Below are 14,919 nucleotides of genomic sequence, written 5' to 3'. Positions count from 1 at the left end.
GGTCTAGCAATCTCTGAAAAAATGCGTGGACAAATCCGCGGATTAGATCAAGCTTCTCGTAACGCACAAGATGGTATCTCTTTAATTCAAACGGCTGAAGGTGCATTAAACGAAACACACTCTATCCTTCAACGTATGCGCGAATTAGCGGTTCAATCTTCTAACGATACAAATACTGCTACTGATCGTGCAGCTTTACAAGGTGAAGTTGACGAACTAGCAAAAGAAATTACACGTATTTCTAACACGACAGAATTCAATACGAAGAAACTTCTTGATGGTCAAGGAGCATCTGCATTAACATTCCAAATTGGTGCTAACGAAGGCCAAACAATGAACTTAGCTATTAATGCAATGGACGCTTCTACTTTATTAGTTGGAACAGGTACTGCAGCAACAACAGCTGGTGGCGATGCAACAGTTACAGCTGGAATTGATATCTCTACAACTGCAGCAGCAGCAACAGGAGCTATTACAACAATCAATGATGCAATTGAAACTGTTTCTGCAGAGCGTTCAAAGCTTGGTGCAAACCAAAATCGTCTAGAGCACACAATCAACAACTTAGGTACTTCTTCTGAAAACCTAACAGCTGCTGAGTCTCGTGTACGTGACGTTGACATGGCGAAAGAGATGATGGAATCTACTAAAAACGGAATCCTTTCTCAAGCTGCACAAGCAATGTTAGCTCAATCTAATCAAATGCCTCAAGGAGTATTACAACTTCTGAGATAATGATTACAGGGCGTCTAGTTTGGTAACGAACTAGAGTATAACTGGGTGAATTGCTGGAACTTCCTAAAGCTTCTTCAACCACAACATAACCGGAAACGGTCAGTGTGATGGTTCGAAAATGGAGAAGATACTACAATGGATAATCAGCAGCCAAGCTCCTGTCCCGAAAGGGTGGAGAAGGTTCAACGACTAGGATATTCGGTCTAAGGCAATGGCTATGACTATGAAATCCGTAGGATGACAAACTGTCATTCGAAGTGCCCAGCCCCTATATAAAACTAGGGTGAAGATATAGTCTATTCTATGATCGAAAGACATAGTCGCAAAGCAAGCGAACCAACAACCACAAGGAGTTCTTCAACTTCTTCGTTAATTATCATTAATTAAAAATGGTCTTCCTTTTATAAAAGGAGACCATTTTTTCTTAGTTCCTTAACTTTGTTTACAACAGACCAATAGGAACGGTTTAACTTTAAGGCAATTTCTTGATCAGTACTTCCTTGTCTCTTTAAGTTTATTAAAAGAGTTACTTCCCCGTCAGAATAATTTTAAATCGATCAGGACTGGTTGCTACAACTTCATACTCTTCATGGCTTTTTAAAAATTTTTCACATTCATAATTAAATCTCCATTCCCAGTCTGTTTTATAGTACATGCTAGGGCAGGATTTCGTTACATCTTTAATCTAGTTGAGGAAGTCATATGTGTTTTGGGTGGAGGTTAAACGTAGGATGTACCCGTTCCCATCCTTTCTCTTACTTAGAGAAAATGCAATACCAAACTTTTGATGAATGTGAATTTGTAAGATTTGAAGTTCATTTTTTGTGTAATTTTGTAGGTATAATGAAATGTGAGGAGTTAGGTATATTTTCTTTTTGTTGTGATTGATTCTTTTGGAAATCGTTAATGATCCATCATCCATATAAAGTATGGCTAAAAAGTTAATCAACTGGCAATATTTTAAAAGCTTTACTGGTAACACCTTTCCTTTCTCTATTTGATAAAAATGGGGAAATAATTCCGTGAACAGTTAACTTGATTTAGATAAAATGGTGTTGTTTTTAGGATTTAAATAAAGGATTTCTGGTAAGAAAGATATCTTCCATAGCCGCTATTCCAGTTGTTGAACCCCAAAATGCCCGCGGTAACTATTATATTTCCTTCTAGAGTTTTTATAGATCTTTGTAATTTCGCCATCTCCCATGATGCTTGCAATGAGTATATTCTTTTGTATATCAGTTAGTTTAAATATGTGCATTTCCCATTACTCCTCCCAAAACGGAACATGCGTTCCTTTTATTATAGCATTTTTCGAAAAAATATGTAAAAGTATTGGATATTTCTTAATAACTAAAAATTATTGTCGATATAACAAGTAGACAATATTAGGTGAAGGAGAGAAGAAATATGTCAATCGACCGCATTTCTTCAAATACAAGTAAGCTTATACAGGCTGAATTAACAAACCGCACAATTTCAACAAAACCTGAATCAAAAAATGATAACGGTAATAGTAGATTACAAGAGGAAGTTCCGAAGCTTCCAAAGGATAAAGTTGAGGAAATTGTTAAAGGAATGAATGATTTCCTGCAACCCTCTAACACTTCCTTGAAGTTTGAAATGCATGAGGAACTAAAGGAGTACTATGTGAAAATCATAGACAGTTCTACTCAAGAGGTAGTGAAAGAGATTCCCTCTAAAAAAATATTAGACTTTTACGCAGAAATGACAAAGTTTGTTGGTTTATTAGTTGATAAAAAGATATAAAGGGGTGATTTGAAGTGGTAAGAATAGGTGGACTTGCAAGTGGAATGGATATCGACACTCTTGTAAAAGACTTAATGAAGGCTGAACGTATGCCTCTGGATAAGCTAGTTCAAAAAAAGCAAATATTAGAATGGCAAAGAGACGATTATCGTTCCATGAATACTCTATTGAAGGAACTTGATACCTTTACGTTTGATGGGGTATTGCGTCAAGCGACGTTTACTAAGAAACATATGACTAGTTCTAATGAAAGTGATGTTTCTGTTAAAAACATTAACTCCACATCGAATATGGATACAACGATTAAGGTGGAGCAATTAGCGAAGGCAGCATATATTAATAGTTCAACTTCTATTAAAAATTCTACTGGTACATTTGATCCGAATGGAAAGCTAGTAGACCAACGCGCAAATCTTGCTACTGACTATACTTCCAATACATTTTCTATCCAATCTGTACAGAGTGATGGAAGCATGGGAGAAGCAGTTAGTTTTACGATTGACCCTGCAGTTGACTCTCTAAATTCAATTATAAGTAAAATTAATCAGTCATCAGCAGGTGTAAATGCATTTTTTGATAGCCAGACAGGGAAAGTATCCTTAACAGCGAAGAATAGTGGAGATGCAAAAAGTGGAACAACAGATCTACCTGAAATCGTTTTATCTGGTGATTTCTTAACAGGTTCATTAAATCTTGCAGCAGATAATCAACTAGCAGGAGCAAATGGACAGGTTGGACAAGATGCTAAGGTGACAATTAATGGCTTATCAACAACAAGATCTTCTAATACATTCCAAATTAATGGTTTTGAATATACATTAAAAGCCGCCTCTAATACAGATATTATGATTAGTTCATCTACTGATGTTAATGGAATCTTTGATTCAATTAAAGGGTTTGTTGATAAATATAATGAAATCATTGGCAAGATTAATGCTAAAACATCTGAAGAGCGTTATCGTACTTATAAGCCATTAACTTCTGAACAGAAAGAATCAATGGAAGACCGCGAAATTGAGCTTTGGGAAGAAAGAGCTAAAAGTGGTATGTTAAGAGGGGACACGACTCTATCTAGTGGTTTAAATAAACTCAGAATGGATTTATATGGTTCTGTGAATACAGGAAGTACTTTTAACCAATTAGCTGAAATAGGCATAAAGACATCACCAAACTATCTAGATAAGGGTAAACTTATCATTGATGAAGCTAAATTAAGGGATGCGATAAGTAAAGACCCTAATGCTGTTTACAATTTGTTTTCTAACGATGGTCCTACACAGGAGGACAAAGGAGTAGCACGGCGCCTTAGAGCCACCATTTCAACTACGATCAAGAACATTGAGCAGAAAGCTGGAAACTCACTAAGAACTAATAGTCAGTTTTCTATCGGTAAGCTAATTATGTCAACGGATAGCAGTATTAATGCATTCGAAGATCGACTTATAAAAATCGAAGATCGCTACTGGCGTCAATTCACAGCAATGGAGAAAGCAATCCAACGTTCAAATGAACAATCTGCATTCCTTATGAATTCATTTACTGGCGGAATGTAATATTATAGTAAAGGAGTGTTAGAAAATGGCTATACCAAACCCATATCAATCCTACCAACAAAACTCAGTTAACACAGCAACACCTGGTGAGTTAACGTTAATGTTATATAACGGTTGCCTTAAATTTATCCATATAGCTAAAAAAGGTATAGAGGATAAAAACATTGAACTAAAGAATACAAATATCCAAAAAGCACAAAAAATTATTCAAGAACTAATGGTTACTCTTAACCTGGAATCAGAAATCTCAAAACAACTACTTCCTATGTACGACTACATCAACCGACGTTTAATGGATGCTAACATCAAAAATGATACTGCTATTCTAGATGAAGTAGAAGGATTCGTCACTGAATTCCGTGACACGTGGAAGCAAGTAATTCAAGTAAATCGTCAAAAGCAATATGGAAATACTGGGTCAATTTAATGAGTATTGTCGGGCAGGTTTATGCGGTAACATCAAAGCTTCACCAGTTGCTTATTACTGAAGAGCCAGACTCAGAAAAACGTGATGATGTTATTGAACAAATCGAACAACTGTTAGAGGACCGTCAGTGCCTTCTTGATGAGATGAAGGGTCCATACTCAGATGAAGAAAAGCAACTCGGCAATCAAATCATCGAATACAATAAAGTCATTGATGTTAAGCTGGCGAAGTTAAGACTCGTGGTCCAAGCTGATATGAATAAATTAAAGAAACAAAAAAACACAAACGAAAAATACGTAAATCCATATAAAAACGTCAATTTTGACGGAATGTTTTTCGACAAAAAGAAATAGAAGATATGAAAATCTTGTAGAAAAAACCTACAGGATTTTCTTTGTTTTATGGTATATAAAAACTTTGTCGAAATGCCTAAAATTCACTCGAAAAGTAAAAATTGACTAATTTTTTTTCATTCGGTATCATCAAATTGTGGACGTAAAACGCCTACAGTATATGATTTGAAGGGAATGTTGTGTCAATGCAAGGTAAAGTAAAATGGTTTAACGCAGAAAAAGGTTTTGGATTCATCGAGCGCGAAGACGGAGACGATGTATTCGTACATTTCTCAGCAATCCAAACTGATGGATTCAAGACATTAGAAGAAGGTCAAACTGTTGAATTCGAAATCGTTGATGGAAACCGTGGACCACAAGCTTCTAACGTAACTAAGCTTTAATTTCTATTATAAATAACCGCTGAAGGACTTATTGTTTTTCATCGCTTATATAGCACGAAATTAAAAGCAACAGAGAGAACTCACCCATTTGCGGTGGGTTTTTCTTTATTCATTAGGGAAATTCTAACTTACAATCTCCTAGCTTCTTACACCGATCCCCAGAACAACCCACAAAGAAATATCCAATAACATCCAGTATTTTTGTCATGAACCCATTTTTCCTCACATACAATAATTCACAAAAAATTCTAACTTTTTTATAGGTTTAAGGAGGATAGGACTAGGGTAACGTAGAATAATGTAAGGGAGCTTGTACTAAAAGGAGGAGTTCATGTATGGATTTTAACATTCGTGGTGAAAACATTGAGGTAACTCCAGCGATACGTGATTATGTGGAGCAAAAGGTTGGAAAGCTTGATAAGTATTTTAGCGAAGGCCTTAACTCACAAGTTAACGTAAACTTAAAGGTTTATCATAACAAGCAAAAGATTGAAGTGACGATCCCAATGTCCAATATGACACTACGTGCAGAAGAATCACACAACGATTTGTATGCAGCGATTGATTTAGTGGTGGATAAGCTGGAGAGACAAATTCGTAAGCATAAGACGAAGGTGAATCGAAAGTTTCGTGATCAAGGATCCGTAAAATTAAATTTTGTTAATGGTGTGGAACCAAAAGGTACATACCAGGATGAGGACGATGACGAGCTAGAGGTTGTTCGTACGAAGCGATTTGATTTAAAACCGATGGATAATGAGGAAGCAATTCTTCAAATGAATCTACTTGGTCATAATTTCTTCGTTTACACAAATGCTTCGACAAACAATACAAATGTCGTCTATAAACGTAAAGATGGAAAATACGCGGTTATTGAGCCGAGTTAAATATGACAAATCTCGCAGTCACTTTTAAGTGACTGCGATTTTGCATGTCCTTGATATTGTTGGCAAGGATTATAAGATAATGGTAAAATTATAGTAATCAAAACTAAGATTCAGACAAAGAGGAGCGTTTTCGATGCTTGGAATGTTAAAAAAGGTGTTCGATGGTAATCAACGCCAAGTAAATAAATATGAAAAGATTGCCCATCAAGTGGATGCTCTTGGAGCGGATATTGGTAAGTTATCGGATGATCAATTACGTGAAAAAACAGAAGAATTTAAAGGCCGTATTGCAAAAGGAGAATCACTAGATTCAATTTTGCCAGAAGCGTTTGCAGTAGTACGTGAAGCTTCAACTCGTGTCTTTGAAAAGCGTCCATTCCTTGTGCAAATAATGGGGGGTATTGCCCTTCATGAAGGAAATATCGCAGAGATGAAAACAGGGGAAGGGAAAACGTTAACGTCTACCATGCCTGTTTATCTGAATGCTCTTTCTGGAAAAGGTGTTCACGTTGTAACAGTAAACGAATATTTAGCAAATCGTGATGCAACTGAAATGGGAGAGTTATATAACTTCTTAGGATTAACAGTTGGTTTAAACTTAACTGGAATGTCACGCGAGGAAAAGATAGAAGCTTATGCGAAGGATATTACATATAGCACGAACAATGAATTAGGATTTGATTACTTACGTGATAACATGGTTCTTTACAAGGAACATATGGTACAGCGTCCGTTAAACTTTGCGGTAATCGATGAGGTTGACTCGATTTTAGTTGATGAAGCGCGTACACCATTAATTATTTCAGGGTCTGCTCGTAAATCGACGACTTTATATATTCAGGCGAACGGTTTTGTTCGTAATTTAACGGTCGAAGAAGATTACACGTATGATGTGAAAACAAAGGCTGTTCAGTTGACAGAAGAGGGAATTACAAAAGCAGAGAAAGCTTTTGGGTTTGAAAATCTTTTTGATCTGCAAAACGTGACGATCCTTCATCACATCAACCAAGCGCTAAAAGCGCATGCAAGTATGTTCCGTGATACAGACTATGTTGTACAAGACGGAGAAGTTGTTATCGTTGACTCATTTACGGGTCGTTTAATGAAGGGGCGTCGTTATAGTGACGGTCTTCATCAAGCAATCGAGGCAAAAGAAGGTCTAGAAATTCAAAACGAAAGTATGACACTTGCAACGATTACGTTCCAAAACTATTTCCGTATGTACAAGACACTGTCAGGTATGACGGGTACAGCGAAAACGGAAGAAGAGGAATTCCGTAATATTTATAACATGAGTGTTGTGGCGATTCCAACGAATTTACCGATTGCTCGTGATGATAAGCCGGATTTAATTTTTAAATCGATTGATGGCAAGTTCCGTGCCGTTGGAGAACGTATTGCTGAGCTTCATGCGAACGGACAGCCAGTACTTGTTGGTACAGTAGCGGTTGAAACGTCTGAATTGATTTCGAAATATTTAACGAAAAAGGGCATTAAGCACAATGTGTTAAATGCAAAGAATCATGAACGTGAAGCAGATATTATCGCAGAAGCAGGTCAACGTGGAGCGGTAACCATCGCAACAAATATGGCCGGTCGTGGTACGGACATTAAGCTTGGTGAAGGAGTTAAAGAGCTTGGTGGACTTGCAGTTGTTGGTACAGAACGTCATGAAAGTCGTCGTATTGACAATCAGTTGCGTGGTCGTTCGGGTCGTCAAGGTGACCCAGGTATGACTCAATTCTATTTATCAATGGAAGATGAGTTAATGCGCCGATTTGGCTCTGATAATATGCGAGCAATGATGGAACGTCTAGGAATGGACGATACACAACCGATTGAAAGTAAAATGGTTTCTCGTGCAGTTGAATCTGCTCAAAAGCGTGTTGAAGGAAATAACTTTGATGCTCGTAAGCAACTCCTGCAATATGACGATGTTCTGCGTCAACAACGTGAAGTCATTTATGGACAACGTTATGACGTACTTGCTTCAGAGAACCTACGTGAAGTGGTTGAAGCGATGATTAAGTCAACGATTGACCGTACGGTTGAAGCACATTGCCCAGCTAGTGATGAGCCAGAAGAGTGGAACTTAAAAGCAATTGCTGACTTTGTAGAGGCGAACTTACTTCGTGAAGGTGAGCTGCTAGAAACAGAATTAACAGGTAAAGAAGCAGAGGAAATCTCTGAATATATTTATACAAAAGTACGTACGCGTTATGATGAGAAAGAGGCTGAACTTGAGCCTGAGCAAATGCGTGAGTTTGAGAAGGTTATCGTTCTTCGTGCTGTAGATAGTAAATGGATGGATCATATTGATGCGATGGATCAATTACGTCAAGGTATTCATTTACGCGCATATGGCCAGATTGATCCACTTCGTGAATACCAAATGGAAGGCTTCGCGATGTTCGAAAGCATGATTTCGGCAATTGAAGAAGAAGTGGCGACGTATGTCATGAAGGCACAAATCCGCAATAACTTAGAGCGTCAAGAGGTTGCAAAGGGTCAGGCTGTTATCCCGAATGCTGAAGGTGAAGCACCTAAGAAAAAGCCAGTTACGAAAAGTGTAGATATTGGTCGTAATGACGCTTGTATTTGTGGTAGTGGGAAAAAGTATAAGCAATGCTGTGGAGCGAATGCATAGATTTGTTTTTCTTGAGCACTATTGGTTATAGGATGGATATACTAAAAGGTAGATGAAAGCTTATGCCCCTTTTCGGGTGCATAGGCTTTTTAATGAAATTGAATTTTTTCATGAGGTGAACGGATATGGAATTATCAGAAATTAGACATGAATTAGAGAAAATGAAACAACGCTTAGAAGACTTTAGGGGGTCTCTTTGACTTAGAAGAGAAGGAAGCACGAATCAGGGAGTTAGATGAGGTCATGAGTGAGCCAAGCTTTTGGGATAACCAGCAGGCTGCTCAGTCCACCATCAATGAGGCAAACGGGTTAAAGGATCATGTTAACCAGTTTAATGAACTTCAAGAGTCGTATGAAAACCTTGATGTCACTTATGAGCTTTTAAAAGAAGAGAATGACGCTGATTTACTGGAAGAGTTAATTAGTGAAGTGAAAACTGTGACGAAATCATTCAACGATTTTGAGCTACAGCTACTATTAAGTGAGCCGTATGATAAAAACAATGCAATTTTAGAATTACACCCAGGTGCTGGTGGAACGGAATCACAAGACTGGGGTTCGATGCTGCTTCGTATGTACACGCGTTGGGGAGAAAGAAAAGGGTTTAAAGTAGAAACTCTTGATTACTTACCAGGAGATGAAGCAGGGATTAAATCGGTAACATTACTGATTCAAGGACATAATGCTTATGGATATTTAAAGGCAGAAAAAGGTGTACATCGTTTAGTACGTATTTCTCCATTTGACTCATCAGGTCGCCGTCATACGTCTTTCGTATCGTGTGATGTTATGCCAGAGTTTAATGAGGAAATTGATATTGATATTCGTACGGAAGATTTGAAGATTGATACGTATCGTGCAAGTGGCGCGGGTGGACAGCATATTAATACGACCGACTCTGCGGTACGTATTACGCATACACCAACTAATACAGTTGTCACGTGTCAAACAGAACGTTCTCAAATTAAAAACCGTGAACGTGCGATGAAGATGTTACAAGCGAAGCTCTATCAACGGAAAATTGAAGAGCAGCAAGCACAGCTTGATGAAATTCGCGGAGAGAAAAATGATATTAGTTGGGGAAGCCAAATTCGCTCCTATGTCTTCCATCCATACTCAATGGTGAAAGACCATCGTACGAACTACGAAATCGGAAACACACAAAGCGTCATGGATGGAGATCTTGACGGATTTATCGACGCGTACCTTCGCTCTAAGCTACAATAATAGAATTCGAACCTCTTATCAAAAGATAAGGGGTTTATTTTTGCCTAAATTCTCATTCAATGAAGCAAACTAAAGAAAAGGCTTTATTGTTTAACGATTTACCCCTTTAACACGTCAAACGACTGCCATTCACAAAACAAAACGGTCATGATATACTCACTACCGGCAAATATACATATTCACACACTAACGCTTTAAAGAAGTGGGGGCCTGTCCCCCACTCCTTTAAAGGGCTAAAGTCTATAATTATATAAAAGGTTTTTTGGGAGGTTTCAGCATGGGAAATAGGCAGAAGAGGTTGGCAATTGGAGAGCCGTTTGGTTGGATATTAGAGTACATATATGTATTAGTTGGTTCTGCGATTGTTGCATTGGCGTTTAATTTATTTTTATTACCGAATCGAATTGCGTCTGGTGGGGTAAGTGGGATTAGTACGATCCTGGATGCAACATTGGGCTGGGAGCCTGCGTTTGTTCAATTAGCGTTAAACGTTCCCCTTTTCTTTGCAGGGATTATTATCATTGGACGAGCATTTGGTATGAAGAGTTTGTTAGGAACTCTATTTTTACCATGGGTCGTGTATCTTACAAATGACATGGCACCAGCGACAACAGATCCTCTACTTGCCGCCTTATTTGGAGGTATTGGAGTCGGTCTTGGTCTTGGAATTGTATTCAGAGGGAAAGCATCTACTGGTGGAGTAGACTTGGCCGCTCAAATCGTGAACAAATACACGGGTTTCTCACTCGGTACGTGTGTAGCAATGATTGACGGATTGATTGTATTAACTGCGGCTATTGTGTTTGATATCGAGCTTGGATTATATGCTCTAATCGCCTTATTTGTAACAAGTAAAACGATTGACCTTGTACAAGTTGGTTTTGGTTATTCAAAGATGGCAATTATCATTACAAATAAGGAAGCTGAAGTTAGACAAGCGATTTTCACTGAAGTAAATCGTGGAGTGACAAGACTGTCTGCTTATGGTGGCTATACAGATGATGAACGTCCGATCTTAATGTGTGTCGTTCAACAGTCAGAGTTCACGAAATTGAAACAAACGGTAAAACGTGTTGATGCTTCTGCATTTGTAATTGTTACGAATGCTTCAGAAGTGCTCGGAGAAGGATTTAAAAATACATAAAAAAATACTTTTAAGATAAAATAATCACGACATGATACCTAGGGGGATTTATTAAATGAAGAAGACGTTCATGGTCATTTTATTTGGTGCAATGTTAACGCTCGCAGCTTGTGGTGGCGGAGATGAAGAAGCATCGCCGAACGAATCAGCTGGTGGAGAAACATCAGGAGCTGAAACAACAGCTGCAGAACCAATCTACCAAAAGAGCTGTGCAGGATGTCACGGTGGGGACTTGCAAGGTGGAATGGGTCCTGGTTTAACAAAGGTAGGTAGCAAGTATTCAGAAGAAGAAATCCTAAACATTATTCATAACGGTCAAGGAAACATGCCAAAAGGAGTTATCCAAGGTGCAGAGGCCGAAGCCGTTGCCGCTTGGTTAGCTGGCAAAAAATAAGGTTAAAGAGAGTGTTGTCTATAGGGCAGCACTCTTTCTTTTTTTGAACAAAGCCAACTATTATATACAAAAATATACAAAATATGCATGTTGAAATATAAATGTAATATTTTTTAGCTAAAAATGACGATTTTTGGTGTTATAATAAAAACAGATGTAAAGTGTACTGGTAAATTTACGTGAATTTCTAATTTTTGTCGAATGATGTCACGTTTTGAAATATAATAGGAATTATGTTTTGTTTCTTCTAGGTTTCTAAGAACCTTATTACAATTCCAAAAAGTCAGGTGATATAACAAATGATCGAAATGATAGATGTATATAAAACGTATCCTAACGGTGTACTTGCCGTTAACGGTATAAATGTAAAAATCAATCCAGGGGAATTTGTGTATGTCGTTGGTCCGAGTGGTGCGGGTAAATCTACGTTCATTAAAATGATGTACCGTGAAGAAAAGCCGACAAAAGGAACGATTAGAATTAATGATATCAACCTTGGAAAGTTAAAGGAAAGCAAGGTTCCATTATTACGCCGTAACATTGGGGTTGTGTTCCAGGACTTTAAGCTTTTACCGAAATTAACGGTATATGAAAATGTGGCATTTGCCCTTGAAGTTATTGAAGAGAGCCCAAAGAATATTAAAAGACGAGTGATGGATGTTTTAGATCTAGTTCGTTTAAAGCATAAAGCACGCTTCTTACCAGATGAATTATCTGGTGGAGAGCAGCAGCGTGTATCAATTGCCAGATCGATCGTGAACAATCCAAAGGTCATGATAGCGGACGAGCCTACAGGTAACCTTGACCCTGAAACATCATGGGAAATTATGAACATCTTTGAAGAAATTAATACTAGGGGTACAACGATTGTCATGGCAACGCATAACCGAGAAATTGTAAACACGATTCGAAAGCGTGTTATTGCCATTGAAAACGGTAAAATTGCCCGAGACGAAGTGCGAGGTGATTACGGTTATGAATCCTAGAACGTTAGTGCGCCATATGCGTGAAGGTGTAAAAAACATCTTTCGAAATGGCTGGATGACATTTGCATCAGTAAGTGCGGTAACCGTGACGCTACTATTAGTTGGTAGCTTTCTTGCCATTATGATGAACTTAAATCAATTTTCAAAAACAATTGAATCTGATGTTGAGATTAGTGTTCACATTGATGTTAGTGCAAACGAAGATGACATCAAGTTATTACAACAAAGAATTGAACGATTACCTGAAGTAAAAAAAGTTACGTTTTCTTCTAAAGATGCTCAATTGGATAAATTAATTGAAAGCATGGGAGAAGAAGGACAAGCTTATGAGTTGTTTGAGCAGGACAACCCTCTTAATGACGTATACATTGTAAAAACAGAAGAACCGACACAGGTGATGAAGGTTGCAAAACAAATTGAAACATTCGATCACACAGAGAAGGTTCTTTACGGAAAAGGCACTGTAGAGAAGCTATTTAAAGGATTTGAAATCGCAAGAAATATTGGGGTTGCGATTATTGTAGGTCTGCTTTTCACTGCCATGTTCCTTATTTCAAATACAATTAAAATTACGATTATAGCGAGAAGAAGAGAAATTGAGATTATGAAGCTTGTGGGAGCGACGAACGGTTTCATTCGCTGGCCATTTTTTATTGAAGGTTTGTTACTTGGTGTAATCGGATCAATCATTCCGATCATTATTACCGTTTGGAGTTATAGCTATATATTCACAACAGCTAATCCAAAGTTAGAAGGAACATTCTTCACATTACTTCCAGTCTCTCCATTTATATTCCAATTAAGTGGTTTACTTATCGCACTTGGAGCGTTCATTGGAGTATGGGGAAGCTTAGTTTCGATTCGTAAGTTTCTTAAAGTATAGGCCCTGTTAAAGTACAGTGTGGATTTTTAGCTGTATGTTGATTGTAGTGGAAGGTGCGAGACTCCTGCGGGAGAAGTTGGACAGGTGAGACTCATGCAGGAGCATAGCGACGAGGAGGCTCACCGCCAACCCCGCGGAAAGCGAGTGCCGCACGCGGAGATCAACATTATTGTTTAACATAGCCAAAGTATAAGAATGATAGATAAATAGAAAAAGCTTATCTCGGGGAGGATTTTGACGTTGAGGAGAAAATTATTAACATTCGTTGTTGCCATTGTAACAGTTAGTACGATGTCTTTAGCAAGCTATAGTGAAGTAGCAGCAAGTACAAAGTCAGACTTAAACAATCAGAAAAAAGAATTAGAAAAAAAACAATCCGAAGTAAAATCCGAATTGAATGAGAAAAAAGGTGAATTTGAGCAGGTAGAAGCTCAAATTGATAAATTAAATCAAGACATTAAGCAGTTAGATTTAGCACAAGCTGAAACGGGTAACAATATCCGAACACAAGAAGCTGAAATTATTAAAACAGAAGAAGGCATCGTTCAAACACAAGAAGAAATTAAAGTAGTGGAAGCACGTATTGCTGAGCGTAACGAACTATTAAAGGAACGTGTAAAAACACTGCAAGCCACTGGTGGTATGGTTCAATATTTAGAAGTTTTACTAGGCTCGAAGAGTTTCAGTGACTTCATTGACCGTGCAACAGCTGTTTCTACGATCTATAAAGCGGATAAAGATATCATTAAACAACATGAAGAAGACAAAGCTCTAGTTGAGAAAAAGAAGAATGAACTAGAAGAATTACTTCAAAGTTTAGAAACTCGTTTAGGTGAGTTAGAAAACCTACTAGTTACACAAAAAGCACAAGCAAAGCAAAAGCAGAGCTTAATGGGTACACTTGAAGCGAAGCAAGAAGAAATGCAACATGAAATCCATGATATTGAAGATGAGGCTGCAATTATTGCCGCTGAAAAAGCAGCTATAGTGAAAGAACTTGCCCGTATTAAGCGCGCTGAAGAAGAAGCAAAAAAGCAGAAACAAGCAGGACAAACCGTAACAAATCCTTCACCATCTAGTACTGGATTCATCCGCCCGGCGGCAGGCCCTGTAACATCTGAATTCGGACCAAGATGGGGACGTATGCATAACGGAATTGATATCGGAAAACGTGGTGGTAGTGTACCAATCGTAGCCGCTGCAGCAGGTACAGTAAGTACGTCTAAATACTCTTCAAGCTATGGGAATGTTGTATACGTTGTTCATAGTATGAATGGCAAAATTTATACGACTGTATATGCCCATATGGAAAGCCGCAGTGTTTCTGTAGGACAAGCCGTTGGGCAAGGTCAAACTCTTGGATACATGGGGAACACTGGCCGTTCAACGGGGCCTCACTTACATTTCGAAATCCATGTAGGTGGATGGAGTAAGTCAAATGCACGAAACCCAAGAAATTATGTGAACTTTTAAGAAAAGAGCTAACTTCGGTTGGCTCTTTTTTTATGCAATGAAAGACTTTTTGACAAATGC

16 protein-coding genes are annotated in these 14,919 nt (G+C 38.1%); 14 read left to right on the top strand and 2 right to left on the bottom strand.

Annotation, left to right across the window (positions count from 1 at the left end; genetic code table 11):
- On the top strand, window positions 1-735 hold a 735-nt coding region (locus JR050_RS01300), incomplete at its 5' end, for a flagellin N-terminal helical domain-containing protein (RefSeq protein ID WP_204201710.1).
- 685 nt (window positions 736-1,420) lie between these two features.
- On the opposite strand, the gene JR050_RS20160 is transcribed toward JR050_RS01300, so the two are convergent.
- Both JR050_RS20160 and JR050_RS20155 read right to left on the bottom strand, forming a co-directional pair.
- On the bottom strand, window positions 1,421-1,717 hold the full coding sequence (locus tag JR050_RS20160; RefSeq protein WP_346726689.1) for a hypothetical protein: 297 nt from the start codon (window positions 1,715-1,717) through the stop codon (window positions 1,421-1,423).
- 129 nt (window positions 1,718-1,846) lie between these two features.
- Entirely contained in the window at window positions 1,847-1,993 is a 147-nt protein-coding gene (locus tag JR050_RS20155; protein WP_239454014.1) for a hypothetical protein, read from the bottom strand.
- Between the two features lie 149 nt (window positions 1,994-2,142).
- Between JR050_RS20155 and flaG the strand changes: the two genes are divergently transcribed.
- The 13 genes from flaG (at window position 2,143) to JR050_RS20445 (ending at window position 14,859) form a co-directional block, all read left to right on the top strand.
- Window positions 2,143-2,502: a flagellar protein FlaG gene (gene flaG / locus JR050_RS01290; RefSeq protein WP_204201709.1), complete on the top strand. Its 360-nt coding sequence runs from the start codon at window positions 2,143-2,145 to the stop codon at window positions 2,500-2,502.
- Between the two features lie 14 nt (window positions 2,503-2,516).
- Window positions 2,517-4,055: a flagellar hook-associated protein 2 gene (locus JR050_RS01285; protein ID WP_346726688.1), complete on the top strand. Its 1,539-nt coding sequence runs from the start codon at window positions 2,517-2,519 to the stop codon at window positions 4,053-4,055.
- Window positions 4,056-4,080: 25 nt separating this feature from the next.
- Window positions 4,081-4,482, top strand: coding sequence for a flagellar export chaperone FliS (gene fliS, locus JR050_RS01280; protein ID WP_204201708.1), 402 nt, complete (start codon window positions 4,081-4,083; stop codon window positions 4,480-4,482).
- On the top strand, window positions 4,482-4,835 hold the full coding sequence (gene fliT / locus JR050_RS01275) for a flagellar protein FliT (protein ID WP_204201707.1): 354 nt from the start codon (window positions 4,482-4,484) through the stop codon (window positions 4,833-4,835). The genes fliS and fliT overlap by 1 nt, the downstream gene beginning before the upstream one ends.
- Before the next feature lie 185 nt (window positions 4,836-5,020).
- On the top strand, window positions 5,021-5,218 hold the full coding sequence (gene cspD / locus JR050_RS01270; protein ID WP_204201712.1) for a cold-shock protein CspD: 198 nt from the start codon (window positions 5,021-5,023) through the stop codon (window positions 5,216-5,218).
- 335 nt (window positions 5,219-5,553) lie between these two features.
- Window positions 5,554-6,105, top strand: coding sequence for a ribosome hibernation-promoting factor, HPF/YfiA family (gene hpf / locus JR050_RS01265; RefSeq protein ID WP_204201706.1), 552 nt, complete (start codon window positions 5,554-5,556; stop codon window positions 6,103-6,105).
- Window positions 6,106-6,238: 133 nt separating this feature from the next.
- On the top strand, window positions 6,239-8,752 hold the full coding sequence (gene secA / locus JR050_RS01260) for a preprotein translocase subunit SecA (protein WP_204201705.1): 2,514 nt from the start codon (window positions 6,239-6,241) through the stop codon (window positions 8,750-8,752).
- Window positions 8,753-8,877: 125 nt separating this feature from the next.
- Window positions 8,878-9,979 (top strand): peptide chain release factor 2 gene (prfB, locus tag JR050_RS01255; RefSeq protein WP_204201704.1). Its coding sequence is split into 2 segments (ribosomal slippage): window positions 8,878-8,949 and window positions 8,951-9,979, totalling 1,101 coding nucleotides; the frame shifts between segments, so codons are not numbered across the junction.
- Between the two features lie 277 nt (window positions 9,980-10,256).
- Window positions 10,257-11,123 carry a YitT family protein gene (locus JR050_RS01250; protein WP_204201703.1) on the top strand — a complete coding sequence of 289 codons (867 nt, stop codon included), beginning with the start codon at window positions 10,257-10,259 and terminating at the stop codon, window positions 11,121-11,123.
- A 55-nt stretch (window positions 11,124-11,178) separates the two neighbouring features.
- A complete protein-coding gene (gene cccB / locus JR050_RS01245) occupies window positions 11,179-11,517 on the top strand; it encodes a cytochrome c551 (protein WP_204201702.1) in 339 nt (112 codons plus the stop codon).
- A gap of 299 nt (window positions 11,518-11,816) precedes the next feature.
- The gene (ftsE, locus tag JR050_RS01240; protein ID WP_204201701.1) at window positions 11,817-12,503 is read left to right on the top strand and encodes a cell division ATP-binding protein FtsE; all 687 of its coding nucleotides are present in this window, start codon (window positions 11,817-11,819) and stop codon (window positions 12,501-12,503) included.
- Window positions 12,493-13,386, top strand: coding sequence for a permease-like cell division protein FtsX (ftsX, locus tag JR050_RS01235; protein ID WP_204201700.1), 894 nt, complete (start codon window positions 12,493-12,495; stop codon window positions 13,384-13,386). The genes ftsE and ftsX overlap by 11 nt, the downstream gene beginning before the upstream one ends.
- A gap of 240 nt (window positions 13,387-13,626) precedes the next feature.
- Window positions 13,627-14,859, top strand: coding sequence for a murein hydrolase activator EnvC family protein (locus tag JR050_RS20445; protein WP_204201699.1), 1,233 nt, complete (start codon window positions 13,627-13,629; stop codon window positions 14,857-14,859).
- Window positions 14,860-14,919 lie beyond the last annotated feature (60 nt).

Source organism: Bacillus suaedaesalsae (assembly GCF_016890225.1).
In the GTDB taxonomy this organism is placed as follows: domain Bacteria; phylum Bacillota; class Bacilli; order Bacillales; family SA4; genus Bacillus_BS; species Bacillus_BS suaedaesalsae.
This window is presented reverse-complemented; position numbering and strand designations above follow the sequence as displayed.

Bases quoted from the DNA above. Each gene is read 5' to 3' on its own strand.
- JR050_RS20155 (WP_239454014.1), bottom strand. From the start codon at position 1,993: ATGCACATATTTAAACTAACTGATATACAAAAGAATATACTCATTGCA.
- flaG (WP_204201709.1), top strand. From the start codon at position 2,143: ATGTCAATCGACCGCATTTCTTCAAATACAAGTAAGCTTATACAGGCT.
- fliS (WP_204201708.1), top strand. From the start codon at position 4,081: ATGGCTATACCAAACCCATATCAATCCTACCAACAAAACTCAGTTAAC.
- fliT (WP_204201707.1), top strand. From the start codon at position 4,482: ATGAGTATTGTCGGGCAGGTTTATGCGGTAACATCAAAGCTTCACCAG.
- cspD (WP_204201712.1), top strand. From the start codon at position 5,021: ATGCAAGGTAAAGTAAAATGGTTTAACGCAGAAAAAGGTTTTGGATTC.
- hpf (WP_204201706.1), top strand. From the start codon at position 5,554: ATGGATTTTAACATTCGTGGTGAAAACATTGAGGTAACTCCAGCGATA.
- secA (WP_204201705.1), top strand. From the start codon at position 6,239: ATGCTTGGAATGTTAAAAAAGGTGTTCGATGGTAATCAACGCCAAGTA.
- JR050_RS01250 (WP_204201703.1), top strand. From the start codon at position 10,257: ATGGGAAATAGGCAGAAGAGGTTGGCAATTGGAGAGCCGTTTGGTTGG.
- cccB (WP_204201702.1), top strand. From the start codon at position 11,179: ATGAAGAAGACGTTCATGGTCATTTTATTTGGTGCAATGTTAACGCTC.
- ftsE (WP_204201701.1), top strand. From the start codon at position 11,817: ATGATCGAAATGATAGATGTATATAAAACGTATCCTAACGGTGTACTT.
- ftsX (WP_204201700.1), top strand. From the start codon at position 12,493: ATGAATCCTAGAACGTTAGTGCGCCATATGCGTGAAGGTGTAAAAAAC.